The sequence below is a fragment of the Formosa sp. S-31 genome (genome assembly GCF_051172795.1).
Classification (GTDB): Bacteria; Bacteroidota; Bacteroidia; order Flavobacteriales; family Flavobacteriaceae; genus Formosa.
Genome location: NZ_JAENDK010000004.1, coordinates 65,279 through 86,979, shown reverse-complemented (window position 1 = coordinate 86,979; position 21,701 = coordinate 65,279). Strand labels below are relative to the sequence as shown.

The 21,701-nt window shown below is 35.2% G+C and carries 22 protein-coding genes; 12 read left to right on the top strand and 10 right to left on the bottom strand.

The features are described 5' to 3' along the window. Positions 1-322 precede the first annotated feature (322 nt). Both I3217_RS06150 and I3217_RS06145 read left to right on the top strand, forming a co-directional pair. A complete protein-coding gene (locus tag I3217_RS06150) occupies positions 323-1,345 on the top strand; it encodes an MBOAT family O-acyltransferase (RefSeq protein WP_435048878.1) in 1,023 nt (340 codons plus the stop codon). Continuing rightward, positions 1,345-2,397 (top strand): alginate O-acetyltransferase AlgX-related protein, encoded by a 1,053-nt coding sequence (locus I3217_RS06145; RefSeq protein ID WP_435048877.1) that lies wholly within the window; start codon positions 1,345-1,347, stop codon positions 2,395-2,397. The genes I3217_RS06150 and I3217_RS06145 overlap by 1 nt, the downstream gene beginning before the upstream one ends. A gap of 11 nt (positions 2,398-2,408) precedes the next feature. Here the strand turns inward: I3217_RS06145 and I3217_RS06140 are convergent, their stop codons facing one another. The 5 genes from I3217_RS06140 to I3217_RS06120 form a co-directional block, all read right to left on the bottom strand. After that, a complete protein-coding gene (locus I3217_RS06140) occupies positions 2,409-4,874 on the bottom strand; it encodes a TonB-dependent receptor domain-containing protein (protein WP_435048876.1) in 2,466 nt (821 codons plus the stop codon). A gap of 122 nt (positions 4,875-4,996) precedes the next feature. Then, complete coding sequence (gene arsC, locus I3217_RS06135) at positions 4,997-5,338, bottom strand: arsenate reductase (glutaredoxin) (RefSeq protein WP_435048875.1); 342 nt, start codon at positions 5,336-5,338, stop codon at positions 4,997-4,999. A gap of 11 nt (positions 5,339-5,349) precedes the next feature. Beyond that, positions 5,350-6,460 (bottom strand): peptide chain release factor 2 gene (prfB, locus tag I3217_RS06130; protein WP_435048874.1). Its coding sequence is split into 2 segments (ribosomal slippage): positions 5,350-6,396 and positions 6,398-6,460, totalling 1,110 coding nucleotides; the frame shifts between segments, so codons are not numbered across the junction. 124 nt (positions 6,461-6,584) lie between these two features. Then, positions 6,585-7,532, bottom strand: a complete 948-nt coding sequence (locus I3217_RS06125; RefSeq protein ID WP_435048873.1) for an alpha-E domain-containing protein — start codon at positions 7,530-7,532, stop codon at positions 6,585-6,587. A gap of 10 nt (positions 7,533-7,542) precedes the next feature. Further along, positions 7,543-9,012, bottom strand: coding sequence for a circularly permuted type 2 ATP-grasp protein (locus I3217_RS06120; RefSeq protein ID WP_435048872.1), 1,470 nt, complete (start codon positions 9,010-9,012; stop codon positions 7,543-7,545). A gap of 223 nt (positions 9,013-9,235) precedes the next feature. Here I3217_RS06120 and I3217_RS06115 point away from each other — a divergent pair, with 223 nt between their 5' ends. Next, positions 9,236-10,261, top strand: a complete 1,026-nt coding sequence (locus tag I3217_RS06115) for a threonine aldolase family protein (RefSeq protein WP_435048871.1) — start codon at positions 9,236-9,238, stop codon at positions 10,259-10,261. A 57-nt stretch (positions 10,262-10,318) separates the two neighbouring features. Here I3217_RS06115 and gdhA read toward each other — a convergent pair whose 3' ends face one another. Continuing rightward, a complete protein-coding gene (gene gdhA / locus I3217_RS06110) occupies positions 10,319-11,662 on the bottom strand; it encodes an NADP-specific glutamate dehydrogenase (protein WP_435048870.1) in 1,344 nt (447 codons plus the stop codon). Between the two features lie 222 nt (positions 11,663-11,884). On the opposite strand from gdhA, the gene I3217_RS06105 reads away from it, so the two are divergent. Both I3217_RS06105 and I3217_RS06100 read left to right on the top strand, forming a co-directional pair. After that, complete coding sequence (locus tag I3217_RS06105; RefSeq protein ID WP_435048869.1) at positions 11,885-12,661, top strand: THC0290_0291 family protein; 777 nt, start codon at positions 11,885-11,887, stop codon at positions 12,659-12,661. 78 nt (positions 12,662-12,739) lie between these two features. After that, the gene (locus I3217_RS06100) at positions 12,740-13,462 is read left to right on the top strand and encodes a DUF3298 and DUF4163 domain-containing protein (protein WP_435048868.1); all 723 of its coding nucleotides are present in this window, start codon (positions 12,740-12,742) and stop codon (positions 13,460-13,462) included. On the opposite strand, the gene I3217_RS06095 is transcribed toward I3217_RS06100, so the two are convergent. Then, positions 13,442-13,906, bottom strand: coding sequence for a DinB family protein (locus tag I3217_RS06095; protein ID WP_435048867.1), 465 nt, complete (start codon positions 13,904-13,906; stop codon positions 13,442-13,444). The two genes, I3217_RS06100 and I3217_RS06095, sit on opposite strands and share 21 nt — an antisense overlap. A gap of 74 nt (positions 13,907-13,980) precedes the next feature. Between I3217_RS06095 and I3217_RS06090 the strand changes: the two genes are divergently transcribed. Both I3217_RS06090 and I3217_RS06085 read left to right on the top strand, forming a co-directional pair. Further along, a complete protein-coding gene (locus I3217_RS06090) occupies positions 13,981-14,334 on the top strand; it encodes an arsenate reductase family protein (RefSeq protein WP_435048866.1) in 354 nt (117 codons plus the stop codon). Beyond that, a complete protein-coding gene (locus tag I3217_RS06085) occupies positions 14,327-15,217 on the top strand; it encodes a DMT family transporter (RefSeq protein WP_435048865.1) in 891 nt (296 codons plus the stop codon). Before I3217_RS06090 ends, I3217_RS06085 begins: the two co-directional genes overlap by 8 nt. Here the strand turns inward: I3217_RS06085 and I3217_RS06080 are convergent. Further along, on the bottom strand, positions 15,214-15,693 hold the full coding sequence (locus I3217_RS06080; RefSeq protein WP_435048864.1) for an acyl-CoA thioesterase: 480 nt from the start codon (positions 15,691-15,693) through the stop codon (positions 15,214-15,216). The two genes, I3217_RS06085 and I3217_RS06080, sit on opposite strands and share 4 nt — an antisense overlap. A 112-nt stretch (positions 15,694-15,805) precedes the next feature. On the opposite strand from I3217_RS06080, the gene I3217_RS06075 reads away from it, so the two are divergent. From I3217_RS06075 to nadD, 3 genes are read left to right on the top strand one after another with little or no spacing between them, the layout of a single operon-like run. Next, complete coding sequence (locus tag I3217_RS06075) at positions 15,806-16,663, top strand: YicC/YloC family endoribonuclease (protein WP_435048863.1); 858 nt, start codon at positions 15,806-15,808, stop codon at positions 16,661-16,663. 1 nt (position 16,664) lies between these two features. After that, on the top strand, positions 16,665-17,237 hold the full coding sequence (gene gmk, locus I3217_RS06070) for a guanylate kinase (protein WP_435048862.1): 573 nt from the start codon (positions 16,665-16,667) through the stop codon (positions 17,235-17,237). Between the two features lie 9 nt (positions 17,238-17,246). Beyond that, positions 17,247-17,825 carry a nicotinate (nicotinamide) nucleotide adenylyltransferase gene (nadD, locus tag I3217_RS06065; RefSeq protein WP_435048861.1) on the top strand — a complete coding sequence of 193 codons (579 nt, stop codon included), beginning with the start codon at positions 17,247-17,249 and terminating at the stop codon, positions 17,823-17,825. A gap of 45 nt (positions 17,826-17,870) precedes the next feature. Here nadD and lysM read toward each other — a convergent pair whose 3' ends face one another. Next, a complete protein-coding gene (lysM, locus tag I3217_RS06060; RefSeq protein WP_435048860.1) occupies positions 17,871-18,347 on the bottom strand; it encodes a peptidoglycan-binding protein LysM in 477 nt (158 codons plus the stop codon). Positions 18,348-18,860: 513 nt separating this feature from the next. Between lysM and I3217_RS06055 the strand changes: the two genes are divergently transcribed. Next, on the top strand, positions 18,861-20,177 hold the full coding sequence (locus I3217_RS06055) for a voltage-gated chloride channel family protein (RefSeq protein ID WP_435048859.1): 1,317 nt from the start codon (positions 18,861-18,863) through the stop codon (positions 20,175-20,177). A 123-nt stretch (positions 20,178-20,300) separates the two neighbouring features. Beyond that, positions 20,301-21,302, top strand: a complete 1,002-nt coding sequence (locus I3217_RS06050; protein ID WP_435048858.1) for an NAD(P)H-dependent glycerol-3-phosphate dehydrogenase — start codon at positions 20,301-20,303, stop codon at positions 21,300-21,302. Positions 21,303-21,304: 2 nt separating this feature from the next. Here the strand turns inward: I3217_RS06050 and I3217_RS06045 are convergent, their stop codons facing one another. Next, positions 21,305-21,700 (bottom strand): hypothetical protein, encoded by a 396-nt coding sequence (locus tag I3217_RS06045; RefSeq protein WP_435048857.1) that lies wholly within the window; start codon positions 21,698-21,700, stop codon positions 21,305-21,307. Between the last annotated feature and the right edge of the window lies 1 nt (position 21,701).

Below are 21,701 nucleotides of genomic sequence, written 5' to 3'. Positions count from 1 at the left end.
TAAAAAACTAAAAAACTGCCACCTACTTTTACTAAGTATTTTTTTTTATACATGGGGAGAAAAAGAATTAATTATATTTTTAATTGCTTCAACTATAATTGATTTTTGCTCAGGCTTAATTATAAACAAGGGGTATAAAAAACTAGGATTAGCACTTTCTGTTATTTTTAATTTAAGCCTTCTAATTTATTTTAAGTATGCTCAATTTATTTATAACAATTTAACCGAATTACTACTAAACTTTAATATCTCAACAGAAAAAGCTACAACATTCTCTAATATAGTACTACCCTTAGGTATTAGCTTTTATACTTTTCAGACGATGTCTTATACTATAGATGTTTATAGAGGGCAAGTAAAAGCTACAAAAAATTTTATCGATTTTGCTACATACACTACACTTTTCCCTCAATTAGTTGCAGGACCAATTGTAAGATATAAATCTATTGAATCCGAGTTAAAACACAGAACAACAAACTTACAGCAAATTACAGCAGGTATATCCAGATTTGTTATTGGTCTAGCCAAAAAACTTATAATTTCAAACAATTGTGGCTTTCTTGCTGATAATATTTTTAGCTTACATAAAGAAGACCTTTCAAGCCCCCTTGCCTGGTTAGGGATAATTGCCTACAGCTTACAAATATATTTTGATTTTTCAGGGTATACAGACATGGCTATAGGTCTTGGCAAAATGTTTGGATTTAATTTCCCTGAAAACTTTAATATTCCATATTCCGCCAAAACAGTTAGAGAATTCTGGAAACGTTGGCATATTACTTTATCTCAATGGTTTAGAGATTACATTTATATTCCTTTAGGAGGAAATAGAACAAGTAATTTAAGAACGTATTTTAACCTGTTTATAGTATTTTTTCTAACAGGTTTATGGCATGGAGCAAACTGGACATTTATAATTTGGGGAATAATCCATGGCATTTTTATTATTAGCGAAAAATTAGGCTTAGCAACTTACTTGTCTAAATTACCTAATTTTGTAGCCCACATGTACTTACTCCTAATTGTTTTATTTTCTTGGGTATTTTTTAGAAGTGATACTATTAACGATGCCTTAAATTATATTAACGCTATGCTAAGTTTTAATACAAAAACGAATATGGCTTTTTTAAATTACTACCTAACCTTTGAGGTTGGTTTATCATTACTTTTAGCCATATTTTTTGCAACACCCTTACCTCAAAAACTTATCTTGAACATAAAAACATCAATTTCACAAAAAACGTATAACAGCGTTAAACTCTTTAGTCTAATCTCATTATACATACTTTGCTTTTTTTATATCTCCATAGATGCTTATAATCCTTTTATTTATTTTAGATTTTAATGCAAAAACAATTTAAAATACTCATTACTTTATTTGTACTTGTATTATTACTCCCTAATATTGTAATGATTTTAGGTATTGAAAAAGAGAACAATAATGAAAATAGAAAATTTAAATCCTTACCAGAATTTAATATTTCTACCCCAAAAAAATCTATTAAAGACTTAAAACAATATTACGAAGAAAACTACGGCCTTAAACAATCCTTTGTAAACACATATATTGCTATAAAAAACAATTTTAATTCCTTTCCAATTCCAAACAGAGTTGTTAAAGGAACCAATAACTGGTATTTTCTAGGAAACGATTTTAACAATTATTTAAATGACACTTTCGGAAACTCCCCTTTTACAAACCGAGAATTAGATTTAATTACCGAAAAAATAAAAACATATCAAACCTATTTAAATTCAAAAAACATTGCTTTCTTTCTTGTAGTACCACCTAACAAAAGCAGCATTTATAAGAATCAGCTTCCATATTCACTCTCTCTAAATAATACTAAACTAGATCAATTAATATTTCATTTAAAAAAAGAAATTAATTTTGATATTATAGATTTACGAACATTTCTTATTTCCAACGCAAAAGACAACCTCCTTTACCTAAAATCAGACACACATTGGAATGAATACGGAGCCTATTTGGGTTATAAAAAAACAATGGAAACAATTAAGGAACATTTTGATTTAAATCTAGCTAAATTAGACGAATTTCATTTAGAACAAATTAAAGCACAGGGAGACATAACTGCAATGATAAACGATTCTGAATTAGAAGTTACTAATATTTATACCTCAAAAAACAAGAACATTAAAGCTTATCATCAGGATACTCATTACGTAAAATTTAAAAACCCTAATACAAAACTTAAATTACTAATGTATCATGATTCATTTTCCTATGCATGGATGAACTATTTTAATTATAGTTTTGGCGAAAGTATTTATATTCATGACAACAAACTAAACAAAACTATTATTGAAAAAACTAAACCTGACATTGTTATTCTTGAAATTGTTGAACGCAATTTAATCCATTTAACTGATTAAAAATTGAACTTTTAACCTTCAAAATCCATATCATCGCCGCCTTCTCCGCGACCACCGCGTTCCTGTCTTTTCTTTTGCTGGTTTATTCTATACGTAAATGCTAAATTAAAACTGCGCTGACGCCATTGAAATTCACTATCGCTAATGTAAGTATCTGTAGTTGATACCATCTGACGTTTTCTGGAATTAAACAAGTCACTCACATTAAATGTAATAGAACCGTTCTTTTTAAACACATCTTTACTAAAAGCAAGATCTACCGAAAACATACCATCTCTTTTTGTCTGAGCATCTTCGCTAGGCCCCATATACATAGCTCTGGTTTGCCACTCAATTTCGGCTGGTAAGGTTATCTTGTTATTGAAACGGATAAACCAACTCAAATTATCAGCATCAAAATTAACTCCATTATAATCTCCTCGCGTTATAGAATTAAAGAAATTAAAATTGGCATTCATATTCCATTTCTTAGTTGGCTTATATGTAGTTGTAAATTCAAAACCATAACGATCATTAGTCGCTAAATTTACAGGACCTCTTCTAATAACCGGAACTTCTGTTCCTCCAACGATTACGGTTTCTCCTGTAGCTTCAGTAATAAACGTAAACACATTGGTAGCATGCTGATAATACACAGAAGTATTCAAAGTTAATTTTCCTAAGTCGTTTAAATATCCTAAATCAACCGCATCAGAATAACTCGGATCTAAGTCTGGATTTCCCTGAAACAGATTCGTGGCACTACTACGGGATGGAAAAGGATTAATAAAACGAGATCTCGGTCTTTGTATACGTCTGTTATACCCTAACATAATACTTTGGTCTTCTGAAATCTCATAACCAAGATTTACTGTAGGAAAAAGTCCAACATAATTTTTCTTTTCATAATCTCCACTGGTTACCTGATCGATTATTATTCTTGTAGCTTCCATTCTAAGCCCAAATAAAAACGAGAATTTTTCCTTTATTTTATTCCCATATTGCGAATATAAAGCATTAACATGCTCAGTATACACCAGATTATTGCTCACTCTCTCGTCTTCTACAAAATCGTCGTTTTCTCTAAATGCCAGACTGTAATCTGTATCTAGTTTATTAAAATTCCCACGATATCCAAATTCAAACTGCCCGTTTTCCTTTATTGGTAACACGTAATCTGATTGCAATAAGATTCGATCCTGTTTTTCCAGTGTTCTTACTTTTTCAGTATCGACTCCATTTTCTGAAATTAAAGAGTTTTCATCTTCTTCAGAGTTCTCCAACTGAAATTCAAAAGTTAATTTATGCCCCGGTTTATCATCAAACTGCTTATCGAAATTTAAGGAATACTGCATCGTATGGTCGTCTTCCTTTTCCGGATCAAATCTTAAGGTTCTGTTTATTATATCTCCCGAATTATTCAACTCGTAAATCTTGTTTGCAGTATTACTTTCGTTATCACTTTTTCTATAAAATACAGCAGTTGTAATCGACGTATTGTCTGTAACATACCACTCTACACCTAAATTGGTATTCAGCCCTTTTCTAATACGATCAAAATCTCTGTATTCATTTAAATAGGTGTTTGGCAGGTCTTCTATAAGATTTCCATCGTCGTCAAACTCTTCATTAAAATATTCTGTTTTAGTAGTAGAATTACCTGGAGCTTCTCTATAAGAATATCCTGTTGTATTAAAAATATTAAACGCTCCAGTTCTGTAATTTATATTTCCGGAAATCCCGGCAGTATTAGGATACCCGCCATTTGCGGTAACAGAACCATTAAACCCTTGTAATTTACTGCGACGTAAAATAATATTTAAAATTCCCCCTGTACCTTCTGCATCGTATCTGGCCGAAGGTGATGTAATTACCTCTACGCGTTCTATTGCATCTGCCGGTAACTGACGTAAGGCTTCAGTAGAATCTAAACCAACCAGCCCCGATGGCTTTCCGTTTATTAAAATCGTAACGTTTTCGTTTCCTCTAAGCGCCACATTTCCCTCAACATCTACAGAAACCGATGGCACATTATCCAAGACATCACTAACTGTTCCGCCACTTACAGTTAAATCCTGCCCTACATTATAAATTTTCTTATCCAGCTTTATATCCACCGTAGTTTTTTCGGCAATAATTTCTACCTCATCCAGCGTCGCAGTATCCATTTGTAAAGAAATAGTCCCCAGATTAGAATCTCCCGTCAGATTTCTGCTTTTAAGAATTTGTTTTTTAAAAGAAATGTATTCAAAAGAAATATTATAAGTTCCTGCTGCAACTTTAATATTAAAATGCCCGTCCATATCGGTAATTCCACCGGTTACAACACTATTATCTGCGGGATTTAAAAAGGCTACAGTGGCGTATTCCAGAGGTTGCCCTGTTTCTGCTTCTATTACTTTTCCTTTAATATTTACCTCTCTCTGCGCATAGGCCTGAGCACAAAAGGCCGAGAGTAAGAACAGCAATTTAAAAGCAACTAATTTTCTAAGATTCATGTATTCTATTTTTTTGAAGATAAGACCGCTAAAATAGAATTAGGTTTAGTCGCGTTTCGTTAAAACTATGTTAAATAGAAAAAAACCACTTTGATTAGTCATCAAAGTGATTTTTAAATTTTTTAAATAATATCTAAAACCTGTTGCGGGGGCCTGCCTATAACGGCTTTCTCCCCATTTACAACTATCGGTCTCTCAATCAATTTTGGATACTTAACCATGACATCGATTAATGCTTCATCCGATAAATTTTCCTGTTTAAAATTTTCTTTCCACACAGATTCGTTCTTTCTAACTAAATCTATTGGGCGGATATCTAATAGATCGACTATCTGTTCCAGTTCTTCCTTTGTAGGTACATCTTCTAAATATTTAATCACTTCAAAAGGCTTTCCGGAAGCTTCGAGAAGCTGCAATGCTTCCCTCGATTTACTGCATCTGTTATTATGATAAATTTTAATCATAGCACTAGAATTTATAAATTATTTGACTCTTCAGTTTTTTGTCCCATCATCATTAAATAGGCTTTTAAAAACGGCTCTACATTTCCATCCATCACGGCATCTACATTTCCTGTTTCGTGACCAGTACGCACATCTTTAACCAATTTATAAGGATGCATAACATAATTGCGAATCTGGCTTCCCCATTCAATTTTCATTTTCCCTGCTTCGATATCATTTCTGGCTTCCATTTGCTTTTGAAGCTCAATCTCATACAACTGAGACTTTAACATCTGTAATGCACGTGTACGGTTATCGTGCTGCGATCGTGTTTCTGAACATGAAATCTGGATTCCTGTAGGTTTATGCGTTAACTGTACTTTGGTTTCCACCTTGTTAACATTCTGCCCTCCAGCACCACTGGAACGCGCTGTAGTGATTTCAATATCGGCCGGATTAATTTCAATTTCTATAGTATCGTCTACCAAAGGATACACGTAAACCGAAGCAAAACTAGTGTGTCGCTTGGCATTACTATCAAACGGAGAGATTCGCACGAGTCGATGCACACCATTTTCACCCTTCAGCCAGCCAAAAGCAAAGTCACCCTCAATTTCCAGAGTTACGGTTTTTATCCCTGCAACATCACCTTCCTGATAGTTGAGCTCTTTTACTTTAAATCCGTTCTTCTCGGCGTACATAAGATACATCCGCATTAACATACTTGCCCAGTCACAGCTCTCAGTCCCTCCTGCTCCGGCTGTAATCTGAAGCACAGCACTTAAGGCATCGCCTTCTTCGGATAACATATTTTTAAATTCGATATCCTCTAAAAAGTCCTGAGTTTTATTAAACTGTTCGGTTACTTCTTCGAGTGTAGTATCTCCTTCTTTATAGAATTCGAACAACACCTCTAGATCTCCAAATAGCGTATGAGCTGTATTAAAATCTTCTACCCATTTCTTTTTAACACGCAACGATTTCATTATCGCCTCTGCGGCTTTGGAATCGTTCCAGAAATTAGGATCGAAGGTCTGCTCTTCTTCGTTTTGTATTTCTATAAGTTTGACATCTATGTCAAAGATATTGCCTTAACGCATTAAGGCGACGTGAAAGATCTTTAATCTGATCTGTAGTTATCATAATCTGAAATTTTATTCAAAAGTACTATACTTTTTCCAAAAAGGAAATCGGAAGCTTTAATATTACTGACTCTAAACCTCAAATAATACAATCACAAACAGTTAAAACAGTCAGAATTAAAAAACTAAAGATAGAAGTATTCATTTTCCAGTTTCGTCCCAATTTGCACCAAAGTAGACAACGTTTGATTTATAAATCCTTTAACATCGCCTTCCACTTCTTCTACCGTTTTATACTTATAATCGCAATGCATTTTGTTTATTAAAAATGCAGCCGATTCTTTCGAGCTAACTTTTGCAGGATCTAACCTGTTTATATATTTACTCATTTGATGCAAGCTGTAAATTACAGATTTTGTGCAATGTGGATTTACAATTAAAAACTCTAAAGCCGTTAACTGTGTTGGTGTTTTTTTATACAATCTTCTATTTAAATCGTAAGCTCCTGCACATTTTAATAAAGTAATCCACTCGAAACTGTTTTTCATCGGGTTTTTCTTTTTCTTTTCTACCGTTTGCTCAACATCTTCGTATTTCGCTTTTATAATACGGGTTACCTGTGTAGCACGCTCCATATTTATCCCTACCTTGATTATAGAATAAATATCGTCATGCAACAATGTACTTCGCATTTTACCTTTTAATACAGAAGTCTGATTTGTTACATGTGAGGTAAAATCGTGCAAACCCCGCTGTTTAAAATAGTCTTTAGGGTAGTTCATGACAAAGTGATAAAACTTATTTAAAGCTTCATACAACTCCGAAGACACCAAATCACGAGAAGTGTTTGCATTCTCTCTAGCATATTTTACACAATTTAATATAGAATTTGGATTTTCAGGATTTAAAACCGCATTAAATAACACCTCTTCTTCTACCAGATTTTTTTTGTCACACTCTATCCCTCCAACCATTTCACAGATTGAGTGTAAAACAAATTGCCGGTCTCTGGACAGTTTATCCGGAGCATCCAAGGAAGAAAAATAATTAACATTAATAAAACGGGCCAAATGCTCTGCCCGCTCTATATATCGTCCCATCCAAAATAAGTTATTCGCTATTCTTGCTAACATAAATATTCTTTTACTTTTTAAGTACCCAGGTATCTTTGGAGCCCCCACCCTGAGATGAATTTACTATTAAATTCCCTTTCTTTAAAGCAACTCGTGTTAAGCCTCCTTTAAGAACGAATTCCTTTTTATCTCCCAAAAGCGTAAACGTCCTTAAATCAACATGGCGCTGCTCAAAAGATTTTGTTTCCTCTATATAAGTTGCATGTACAGACAAGGACATTATAGGCTGTGCAATGTATTTTCTAGGATGTTCCTGCACCACTTTTTTTACAGCCTCAATTTCAGCTTTTGTTAATTTATTCCCGATGGAGATGCCATATCCACCAGCTTCATCCACGGGTTTAATGACCAGTTCAGAAATATGTTCGAGCACATATTTTAAATCATCAGCTCTGCTGCAATGATACGTATGCACATTATTTAAAATTGGTTTTTCTCCTAGATAAAACTGAATAATTTCAGGCATGTAAGTATAAATGGCCTTATCGTCTGCCACTCCTGTTCCAGGAGCATTCACAAGAGTTACATTTCCTTTCTTATATACTTCAAACAAACCGGAAACACCAAGCGCTGAATCGGGTCTAAACACCAAAGGATCCAGAAACGTATCATCCACACGTCTGTAAATGACATCTACTTTTCTAAGACCACGAATGGTTTTCACATAAACAAAATCATTTTCAACTATTAAATCACGACCTTCAACCAGTTGAATTCCCATGGTTTTAGCAAGAAAAGCATGCTCGTAATACGCCGAATTACATACCCCCGGTGTTAATATGACACAATTTGGAATATCTACACCTTTTGGTTTTACCGATTCTAAAATCTCCAGTAAATTTTCTCCGTAATTGGTAACCGTATGAATTTGATAATGATTAAACACCCCGAATAAAGCACGCTTTAAGGCATTTCTATTCCCTACAACATAACTCACTCCGGAAGGACATCTTATATTATCTTCAAGAACATAGTACTGCCCATCGGAATGTTTTATTAAATCGGTACCTGAAATATGATTATAAATACCTCCAGGCGGATCGAGTCGCATCATCTGCCCCAGATAATTAGACGACGAATTTATTAACTCAAAAGGCACGATACCTGACTTTAAAATATGTTTTTCGTGATAAACATCCCGAATAAATAAGTTTAAGGCCTTACTTCTTTGCAAGACCCCTTGCTCGATTGTTTGCCACTCCATTGCATCTATGATTCTGGGAAACAAATCGAATGGAAATATTTTTTCCTGTCCGCCACTCCCCTCATTATACACCTGAAAAGTAACCCCTTGATCAAAAAATGATGATTTTGATTTGTTATGCAGATTCATAAAATCCTCTATGGGATGCCCGCTGTACAATTCAAAAATTTTATCATACATGGGTCTAACCTTATGATCTTTATCGAAAATTTCATCAAAAAACTCTGATTTCTGATCATATTCAGAAAATAGATGCTTAAAGGTTCCTGCATTCATAGTAATTCCATTTTCCCTAAAATAATCATAATTATTAAGAATTTTACCACTAAAAACCTATTAATAAACGCAATACATAAAAATAAAATCAATTATTCAGACTTTTAAATACGAATAATGCAATATAAAATTAGAACCTAAATCATTTTAAATTAACAAAACAGAAATTCCTTGTATTCTATTATGTAACTTAAGACCTCGAAATAAAAAACTGCACAATGCAATGAAAATAGACTTAAGAAGCGATACCGTAACGGTACCAACTTCCGACATGCTTGAAGCTATGTTTGCTGCCAAAGTAGGAGACGATGTTTATAAGGAAGACGAAACAATTAACGCTCTGGAATCGAAGATAGCATCCATGTTCGGAAAATCGCATGCCTTATTTTTTCCTAGTGGCACCATGGCAAATCAAACAGCTATAAAGCTACACACGCAACCTGGAGAACAGGTCATTTGCGATAAATATGCCCATATTTACAATTACGAAGGAGGCGGCGCCTCTTTTAACAGTGGCGTTTCCTGCAAATTGCTTGACGGTAATCGCGGCATGTTTACTGCCAAAGCTGTAGAAGCAGCCATTAACCCTCCTGAATTTTACCACAGTCCGCTAACTTCTCTGGTTGAGATTGAAAATACCACGAACAAAGGCGGAGGCGCCTGCTGGGATTACAAAGAATTAGAAAAAATAAAATCGATCTGTACCAATTACAATCTGGGATATCACCTGGATGGTGCGCGGTTATGGAATGCTCTAATTGCCAAAAAAGAAACTGCGGCACAATATGGAGCCATCTTCGATACCATTTCAGTTTGCCTGAGCAAAGGCCTTGGCTGCCCTATCGGCTCAGTTCTTGTGGGTGATGAAAAATTAATGAAACATGCTTTGCGTATTCGGAAAATTCTTGGCGGAGGCATGCGTCAAGCCGGCTATCTGGCAGCTGCCGGACTTTATGCTTTAGAACACCATATAGAACGACTGGAAGAAGACCACAAGAAAGCAAAAGAACTCGCTTCGCATCTAAAAACCCTTTCCTACATCAAACAAGTAGAACCTACCGAGACCAATATTGTTATTTTTGAACTGGAGGACACTATTGATAGCAAAAGTTTTATTCAAAAACTAACCGCTGATCATATTTTAATCAGTGATATGGGACAAGGTAAACTCAGGTTAGTTACCCATTTAAATTATACCGACGATATGCACACGGAAGTTTTAAAATATTTAAACAATACACTTATATAACAAAAAAAACCTTCAGCAGATACTGAAGGTTTTTTTATATTAAGATTTAGCTTTTTATTACACTACACCTTGTGCTAACATAGCATCGGCAACTTTTACGAAACCGGCTATATTTGCTCCCTTTACGTAATCTACATAACCATCTTCTTCCGTTCCGTAAGTCACACATGCTTCATGAATATTATTCATAATATCGTGTAACTTAGCATCAACCTCTTCTCTGGTCCAGTTTAGACGTAATGAATTCTGACTCATCTCTAAACCAGAAGTAGCAACACCTCCAGCATTAGATGCTTTACCCGGAGAGAATAATACTTTGGCATTATGGAATACAGCAATTGCTTCTGGAGTACAAGGCATGTTAGCACCTTCTGCCACAGCAATTATGTTATTAGCAACAAGTGCTTCTGCTTCGTTTTCGTTTAATTCGTTTTGAGTTGCACATGGAAGAGCAATATCGCAATTTATTCCCCATGGTCTCTCATTGGCAAAAAATGTAGCCGAAGGATAAGTATCTACATACTCACTAATACGTCCGCGCTTTTCATTTTTAAGTTCCATAACGAAAGCTAATTTTTCTGCATCTATACCATCTGCATCGTAAATGTATCCAGATGAATCAGACATAGTAACTACTTTAGCTCCTAGTTCTGTAGCTTTTTGACACGCATATTGTGCTACGTTACCAGATCCTGAAATTACAACTGTTTTACCTTCGAAAGACTCATTTTTTGTAGCCAGCATATTTTTAGCAAAATATACAGTACCATAACCTGTTGCTTCCGGTCTGATTAAAGATCCTCCATAAGATAAACCTTTACCGGTTAACACTCCGGTAAATTCGTTTCTTAATCTTTTATATTGACCAAATAAATACCCTATTTCACGGCCACCAACTCCTATATCTCCAGCTGGCACATCTGTATTCGGGCCGATATGACGACTTAATTCCGACATAAAAGACTGGCAAAAACGCATAACCTCATTATCGCTCTTTCCTTTTGGATCGAAATCACTTCCTCCTTTTCCTCCACCCATAGGCAAAGTCGTTAGCGAATTTTTAAAAGTTTGCTCGAAACCTAAAAATTTTAAGATGCTCAAATTTACAGATGGATGAAAGCGAAGCCCCCCTTTGTAAGGTCCGATAGCCGAATTAAATTCAACTCTAAACCCTCTGTTAACCTGAGTATTCCCCTGGTCATCTGTCCAAGGCACTCTAAAAATGATAGTGCGTTCTGGCTCTACCATACGCTCTAACAGCATTTTATCTTTATATTTTGGATTATTTTCAATAAACGGAATTACAGTTTCTGCAACTTCGTGAACAGCCTGTAAAAACTCTGGTTCATGACCATCCTTCTCTGAAACAAGCTTTAAAAATGCATCGATTTTATTTTTCATTTTTATAGAAATTATGATACTATCAAATTTGTAATCATTTAACAGTGCAAATATACATTATCTTTAAAATTCCAACGCTTTTTTATTTAATTTCGTAATGAAAAAAATCATTTTTGTATTTTTAACATTTCCAAGCGATTTATTTGATTCTCAGCACCTATTTTTTATATTTGTTAATACCCACATCTTCTAAAGACCTGCTGTTATGTATTAACCTATAAAATGCTAAACAACCTTAAACCATTAATCCTCTTATTTTTAAGCGCGATTTCCTATACCTCGTTTGCTCAAACAGGTCATGAAGTCGGGTTATACACAGGACCTGTTCAAATGCGAGGAGATTTTGGCCTGCGAGGCGATCACGATACCAACAAAAGCAATATAGGTTTTGGAATAGGCCTTATGTACGATCTGAACCCGATGGAATGGGGTCGCGGATTTAGTAAATTCGGAAAACACTTTCTGGAACACTCCAAGTTAAGAGCCGATATTGCCTACAACAAAACCAGTATGAAACACTACGGAAAATTTGTTGCACCCGACCGTATAAGTGAAGATTCGGAAAAACTAAGAGCCCAGCGCGGCACTTCTAGCAATTTTGATTTCGGCATAAATTACGAATATTACCCCCTAAGTTTAATGCACTTTTATTACCGGTTCTTTCATTTTGCGCCTTATTTTATTTTTGGCGTACACGGTACATATGCAAATCCGGGCGCCCGAACAGATTATGGAGACCAGGATATTACAAACCCTGATAATTTTTACGGTCCATGGGAAGATGGTTCTATAGATACATCTTCATTTTTCACCATGTCTATTTTGCCCGGCATAGGAGTTAGATACAAACTGGATGCTTTTTCAGATTTTATGTTTGAAGTAAAATGGCAGTTTTTCAACACCGACTGGATAGACGGTCTCGACCACCAGCTGAGCTACAATAAATACAAAGACTCTCAGGTTTGGTTTAATTTTGGATACATTTACTACATTAATTAAAACAGCTTATTTTAATTAATTATCTTTATTCATTAAAATACAAATCACACCAGTCATTCCGTAAATATCATTAATGATATGTCTTTAAAATCAAGTCTTTTAGCTGCACTTATCAGTCTTACTCTATTTTCCTGCAGTAGAGAATTTAAACCTATTGCTTTCGAAGAAAAAAACATTACAACAGCCAGCAACACTATAGTTGAAATAAATATCCCGGAAGCTATAGGCTCGGGTATGGCTTCTAAAAATATTAATAGTACGCTGCTTGAAAAGACAGCACTGGCATTACAAACCAACCAGGATAGTATACAAAATATCGATATTGAAAAAAACATAAATACATTTAACAAGGCCTATACTGAGTTTAAAACTGACTTTCCAGAAACAGCTTTAGAATGGGAAGCTCAAATAGACGGCGAAGTTATGTTCCAGTCTCCGGAAGTGCTTAGTATTGCACTTACATCCTACACCAATACAGGTGGTGCACATGGCATCCTCGTAATTTCATTTTTAAATTTCGATGCGAAATCGGGCCTACTCCTTGATAACCAAAAATTGTTTACCGACTTCGAGTCCTTTAAAAAGTTAGCTAAATCCTATTTCGACAAAGAAATTGAGGACAAAAAAGACTTATATTTTGATCCTGACACTTTTGTACTTCCTCAAAACATAGGTTATAGTCCTGATGGGCTAACACTACTATACAACAGTTATGAAATTGCTCCATATTCCACAGGGATTACAGAATTTGTAATTCCGTTTTCTGAAGCCGATTCGTATTTAAAATTTAACGGACTTTGATAAACCCTTAACTACACCAAAATGTAAGCCTTCATGAAATAAAGCGAATTGCATAGCTTCCTCTAAAGTACGCAGAGCATTCCCCGTAGTTTGCACTGTATAAGGCATAAAAGTTTTAAATACGCTTTTCTTATAATCCATTTTAGACTGCTCCAGCGTAGTGAATAATAAAGATTTTAATTCATTTACCTCTTCTAAAGTTACAGGCTGCTCTGGCTTGGTTCCCTTTTGATATTTCTGAATAAGAGTTTCAGAAATCGGCACAGGTAACCCTGACAACTTATACATTAAAACTTGTTGTGTTACCACAATATGCCCGATATTCCAAATTATGTTATTATTAAATCCATGAGGTATCGTATTGAGTTCGTCCAGAGTATGACTCTCTAGGAGAGATTTAAAAATATCTCTGGATTTTTCTAAAACACTAAATATAAAATCCATCACATTTAAATTTTCAATAAATATAAAGCATACCTCGTTTAAAACCTGTTATTTTGCAGGTAAATTAAATAGCCATGAAAAAATTCTATTATCTGAAAACCTGCAATACCTGCATGAGAATTTTAAAAGAATTGAACTTACCGGACGATGTCGTTTTACAAGACATAAAAGAAAGCCCTATAACTGTAAAGCAACTGGAAGAGATACATAGTTTATCCGGAAGTTATGAGGCTTTATTTAGTAAGCGGGCAAAACTTTACAAGGAAATGGATTTAAAAAATCAAAATCTTGAAGCGGCCGATTACAAGCAATACATTCTGGAACACTACACTTTTTTAAGCAGACCAGTGCTTATTTACAACAATCAGATATTTATTGGAAACAGCAAAAAAACAGTAGCTGCTGCTAAATTAGCTATTCATGAGTAAACGCCTGCTGGCCTTAATAGCGGCATTTTTCGTACAGATATTTTATGGCCTGAATTATACTTTTGCCAACGATGTTATTGATGGTGGTTACATAAAACCCTTCGGTTTTATTCTTCTAAGGTTAATAGGCACCACCCTGTTATTCTGGATATTCGACTTTTTAGTTCCAAAACAAAAGATAGACAAAAAGGATTTTTTAATCTTTTTAGCTGCTTCCTTTTTCGGGATGTGCGTTAACATGCTATCCTTTTTTAAAGGCCTGGAATACACCACTCCCATACATGCTTCGGTAATAATGACTATTATTCCGATAGTGGTTTTAATACTATCCGCAATCTATTTAAAAGAAAAAGTGTCCAAACTCAATATTGCCGGTATATTTCTTGGGTTTGCCGGTGCACTTGTTTTAAGCATTTACGGTAAGGCTACGCACTCTGGAGATAATATTTTCCTGGGAAATCTACTAATTATGCTTAACGCAACCACATTTAGTATTTACTTAATAATAATTAAAAAGTTAACCGAAAAATACCATCCGTTCACCTTTTTAAAATGGTTATTTTTGTTTGGTCTGATTATGACTGCTCCCTTTAGTTACAAAGACGTATTAGAAATACAGTGGCAGACTTTCCCGAACTATATCTGGTTTGCTTTAAGTTTTGTTATTGTATTCGCAACGTACGGCACCTATGTTTTAAATCCTTTAGCTTTAACTCAGTTACGTGCTTCGACGGTAAGTACTTTTGTATACATACAGCCAGTAATTGCGGCTATTTTTGCACAAATTCTGGGAGCAGATCAAATTAATTCGGTAAAAATTATCGCTGCTGCTTTAATTTTCACAGGAGTTTATCTGGTGACTAAAAAACCCAAGAATGCTTAAATATTCATTGGTTTAGGCATTTTACTGTTTACTCGGGTATCTTCTTTTGTCAACACCTTAAATTCTTCGGATTTTGGGAACATTTCACTTAATTTCAATAATTCGCCAGGTAACTCTGTAAGTCTCCTTTCTTTTAGATTTATCCAGCCCCCTAACATTTCACAATGCGCAATATTTTCGCCTTTGGGATTGTAAAAATTATGTTCGAATTTAAAAAACTTACCATCCTCACTCAAGCCTGTAATTTCTAGTCCCACTTTAATAGTTTGTCCTAAAAAAGCTTCTTTAAAATAATACATGTGTTCGTAAAACACTACCGGACCTATATTAAATTTACCCAATTCCTGAGAAGAAAAACCATACTCCATTAAAAAAGCCATTCGGGCATGACTCATAAAATTAGTATAAGCAGAATTAGCTAAATGTCTGTTAGCATCGGTATCGCTCCATCGTATTTCAAATTCCTTTACGTACATCTTAAGTATTTTATATACAAACTTAAAAAATTATATTATGCATGCATAACATTAAATAGTATTTTCTAAACCTTTACTTTTAATTACCTTTGTACAACTTTAAAATACGCTTATGATATATTCAATGACAGGTTATGGTAAATCGGTATTACAGTTACCAACCAAAAAAATTTCAATAGAAATAAAATCTCTTAACAGTAAAAATCTGGATTTGAATACGCGTATGCCTTCATTCTACAGAGAGAAGGAATTAGAACTTAGAAAAATTATTGCTGATCGTTTAGAGCGTGGTAAAATTGATTTTTCGCTTTTTGTAGAAGTTACCGGTGAAGAAACCTCTACTCAGATTAACAAACCTGTGGTTAAACAATATCTAAAACAATTACAGGATATAGTAGACGGTGATGCTACTGAACTTTTAAAAATGGCTGTTCGTTTTCCTGATGCCTTGACAACCGATAGAGAAGAAATTGATGAAAACGAATGGAATGCTGTTTTAAAAGAAGTACAGGATGCTTTAAATGCCATCTCTCAATATCGTCTGGATGAAGGTAAAGTTCTGGAACAGGATTTTAAGAACCGAATCACCAATATTGAAGCTTTATTAGAATCTGTTATTGCCATAGATCCAGAGCGTGTAGAAGCCGTGAGAGACCGTCTTCGTAAAGGTGTGGAAGATCTAAAAGAAAAAGTTGATGAAAACCGTTTTGAACAGGAACTTGTTTATTACATAGAAAAATACGATATCACTGAAGAAAAAGTGCGTTTAAAAAACCATTTGGAATACTTTATTTCAGCTTTAAACTCTGCCGATTCTAATGGTAAAAAACTAGGATTTATCACTCAGGAAATGGGACGCGAGATAAACACCATCGGTTCAAAAAGCAACTATGCCCCTATGCAGCAACTGGTAGTACAGATGAAAGACGAGCTGGAAAAAATTAAAGAACAATTACTAAACGTATTATAACATGTCTCAAGGAAAACTTATCGTATTCTCTGCCCCATCAGGATCTGGAAAAACCACTATAGTAAGACATTTATTAGGCATAGACGCCCTTAATCTGGAATTTTCAATCTCTGCAACTTCCAGAGAAAAGCGCGGAGAAGAAGTCCATGGCAAAGACTACTATTTCCTTTCATTGGAAGAGTTTAAAAACAATATAAAAAACGACGCTTTTCTGGAATGGGAAGAAGTATATCGCGATAATTTTTACGGCACATTAAAGAGCGAAGTCGAACGCATCTGGGCCAAAGGAAAACATGTGATCTTTGATATTGATGTTTCCGGAGGCTTACGTATTAAACGAAAATTCCCGGAACAGACCCTTTCTATCTTTGTAAAACCACCAAGTATAGACGAATTAAAAATCAGACTAAAAAAGCGCAAAACAGAGTCTGAAGACAAGATAAATATGCGTGTAGCCAAAGCCTCTGCCGAATTAGCCACGGCACCTTTATTCGATCGCATTATTGAAAACGACAACCTCGAACACGCACTGGAAGAAGCAGAAAAAGCAGTTGCAGACTTTATAAAGCACTAGTTAATATTCATGAAAGTCGGATTATATTTCGGGACCTTTAACCCCATTCATATGGGTCATATTATAATTGCCAACCATATGGCTGAATACAGCGACCTGGACGAAATCTGGATGGTCGTTACACCTCATAATCCATTTAAAAAAAAGAGTTCACTTTTAGACAATCACCACCGATTGGAAATGGTGTATTTGGCTACTCAGGACTTTGAAAAACTAAAACCCTGCGATATAGAATTCAAACTCCCACAACCTAATTACACTATAAATACTTTAGTCCATTTACAAGAAAAATACCCAAACCACAAGTTTTCTTTAATTATGGGAGAAGACAATTTAAAAGGCTTTCATAAATGGAAAAATCATGAATTGATTTTAGAAGCACACGACATTTATGTATATCCAAGACTTTCTGAAGGAGTAACAGAGACTCAATTAAAAGATCACCCGAAAATTCACCCTGTTAATGCTCCTATTATGGAGATTTCTTCTACGGCTATTAGAAAAGCTATTTCAGAACATAAAAACTGTAAGCCTCTTTTGGCTCCACCTGTATGGAACTATATAGACGAAATGAATTTTTACAAATAACAAAAAAGCCACTTTAAAAGTGGCTTTTTTGTTCTATTATAAGACTTATTCCAGGACTGGTATACGTAATACCTGCCCCGGATATATTTTATCGGGATCTTTTAACATCGGTTTATTTGCTTCAAATATCTCTGGATATTTCATAGCATTACCATAATACGTTTTTGCTATTTTACCTAAAGTATCACCGCTAACTACTGTATGAAATTTGGCTTCAGGCTCTGGATTTTCCACCGTCATCTGGTCATCTACTGTAGCAATCCCCGCCGAATTACCAACTACCAGAACCACCTTTTCCTTGGTAGCCTGATCGTAGGCTGCACCGGTAACCGTTGCCCGGTCGCCCTGGATAACGATATCCAATCCACTAACTTTAAGACTTAAATCTGAAACAGTCTCTTTTAATTTTGCGGCTGCTGCAGTTTCTGCGGCCAATTTTGCATCGGCAGCTTCCTCGGCTGTACTTTTTCCGATTCCAAAAATATTGGCACCGGCATCTTTAATAAATGAAAATAAACCCATAATTAATTTATATTTAAACAGTTAATTCAACACTATTGTAAAGTTTAAAAAAACTTTAGTCAATTCCAATTAAAAACAGGGTTTAAATCCGTCGTTATCAGACATAAAAAAACTGCTCACAGATTACTATAACCTACAAGCAGTTTTAATTAATTAACCAACCAAAAATCTTATTTACATCTATATAAAACTTACACTTAAAAATCACCTGTCAAGACTAAACAATACTTTAAAAGTCTTGCCGCCCCGACAGGGATATTTAAAATAAATCTTAGCATGCCTACAACGGTAAAAACCGTACCATAATTACTTTTTCAATCCTAATGTATTGTTAAAATTCTAAAAAACAGATGATTACATATTTTTCTGATAGAAATAAGTAGGATTAATTACATGTTTGTTTGTCAATTATTATTTTAACTTTGTTCAGGATCATATTTATACATTTAACTTTAACCAGTTACTCAGAATTTACCACATTCTCCCTAAGTAACAAGAATTTAAAATGGGATTATGACATTTAACTCCATGAAGCGCAGGCTGAGCAATTTTGAACAAATCCCTTCTTTAATCTATCTTTTAAAATGGTTAGGGATTTGCACCTTAATAGGAGCAGCTGCAGGCAGTATTTCGGCCTTTTTCTTAACCAGTTTAAGCTGGGCAACAAACTGGAGAGAATCTCATTTATGGATTATTGCCCTTTTACCTATAGGAGGCTTTATTATAGGCTTATCATATCATTTATACGGCAACAGTGTAGTTAAAGGCAACAACTTACTACTGGAAGAATTTCATTCACCCAAAAAGATTATCCCTTTCAGAATGGCTCCTTTGGTGCTTTTCGGAACCATATTAACACATTTCTTTGGGGGCTCTGCCGGTCGTGAAGGTACCGCTGTACAAATAGGAGGCGCTGTAGCTGATCGATTCACTGCGGTTTTCAACCTTTCCAAACGAGATCGTAAAATTATTTTAATTGCCGGTATCAGCGCAGGTTTTGCCTCAGTATTCGGAACACCCCTGGCTGGTGGTATTTTCGCTATTGAAGTTTTAATTCTGGGTCGTATTCGTCTGGATGCCATAGTACCCAGTTTTTTAGCCGCCGTGTTAGCAAATTACTTCTGTGAAATCTGGAATGTCCCACATACGCATTACCATATCAATCAGGTTGCCGAAATGAATCCGGTAAATTTATTATGGGCCTTACTGGCTGGTATCATTTTCGGACTTGTAGCGATGCTTTTTTCTAAAACCACTCATTTCTGGAGCAACTTGTTTAATAAACACATTAAATATCCGCCGTTACGCCCATTTATAGGTGGTATTATTCTGGCGCTTATAATTTTTAGTATAGGCACCACAAAATACATTGGTCTGGGCGTGCCGGTTATCGTAGACGCTTTCAGTATCAAAATGAATTCTTACGACTTTCTGGCTAAATTATTGTTTACCTCATTTACTCTGGGCGCAGGATTTAAAGGCGGAGAAGTTACCCCGTTATTCTACATAGGTGCCACTCTGGGCAATGTTTTAATCTGGTTTATTCCATTACCCATGGGACTAATGGCAGGCATGGGATTTGTAGCCGTATTTGCCGGAGCAACCAATACACCAATAGCCTGTACGGTTATGGGTATTGAGTTATTTGGCATAGAAGCCGGCGTATTTATAGCCATCGCCTGCAGTACAGCTTATTTATTTTCTGGTCACACAGGAGTGTATTCCTCACAAATCATAGGAAGCCCGAAAAACACAAGTTTTTTCAGAGAAAAAGGACTGCATTTATCTGAAATAAAAAACAAAAGAGAAAAGAAAATTCCTGATTCGTAAATAATCCTCGATTTTAATCACCCTTTTCATACATATTCGTTTAAAACTTCGGCTTTAATAACATTTCTTTAATTATGTGAACCGTGAATTTATTGTACTTTTGAACCCCATTAGATTGACTTTATGAATAACGAATTAAAATATGCCGTCTTTGGTGCCGGAAGTTGGGCTACTGCCATAGTAAAAATGTTATGCGAGAATTTAGATGAAGTCGGTTGGTATATGCGCAGCGTTTATACCAAAGAACATTTATTAAAAGAGCAGCACAACCCTAATTATTTGAGTTCTGTTGAATTCCATATTGATCAGCTTAAATTAAGCAATGATATTAATGAAATTGCCAACTATGCCGATGTGCTTATTTTTGCCATTCCGTCGGCATTTATGCATAGTGAATTACAAAAATTAACTACAGATATCACGTCTAAAACTGTTGTATCGGCCGTAAAAGGTATTATTCCTGAATCTGGCTTGCTGGTTGGCGAGCATTTTCATGACTTATACGACATTCCGTTTACTAATATTGCAGTAATTGCGGGACCGTGTCATGCCGAAGAAGTTGCACTGGAACGCTTATCATATTTAACGATTTCCTGTGCCGATTCCAAAAAGGCAAAGACCATAGCCAAAAGTCTTTCAAGCAACTACATAAAAACTAAAATAAGTGATGATATTGTCGGCACCGAATACGCCGTAATGCTCAAAAACATATATGCCATTGCCGCAGGAATAGCACATGGATTAGGCTACGGAGATAACTTCCAGAGTGTCCTTATGAGTAATGCCATTCGCGAAATGAAACGCTTTATTAAGAAAATGCATAAAATGAAGCGCAACATTAATAATTCGGCATATCTGGGCGATTTACTGGTTACCGGCTACTCTGTATTTTCCAGAAACCGCATGTTTGGAAACATGATAGGAAAAGGCTACACGGTAAAATCTGCACAAATGGAAATGAGCATGGTTGCCGAAGGATATTATGCTACTAAAAGTGCCCATTTATTGAATGAGAAAAATGAGCGCAAAACCAAAGTGCCTATAATAAATGCCGTATACGAAATTTTATACGAAGGAAAAGACCCGAAAAAGACCTTTGCTAAACTAACAGAAAAACTAGACTAGAATTACTTAACCAACACCCCTTTTACGCCGATTACCGGTATGTCCTGAAGTGCTTTCTCGTTGATAGTATTAGCTTTAAACTCAAAGGTTTTATCGTACATGGTACTGCCTTCAAAAAAAGTAACTTTAAACGTATTGTTTAAGGCCAGAACATCATCCTGAAGGTATTCTATCTTAGCGTAACTTTTAGCCGGTAAAGCATCCAGTTTATGACGCATTAAAGATGTTTCCTTATCTTTTAAGGCGCCCTTACTAACAATCAGCACCATATCTAAATCGACTGCTTTATCGTTCACAATATAAGCCGTCCACTCCTCAACGTTCAAGGATTCATTAAACACCTTAACAGCGGCTACGTAAACACCTTCAACCTTAGGAATGTCAATATCCTTTTTCATG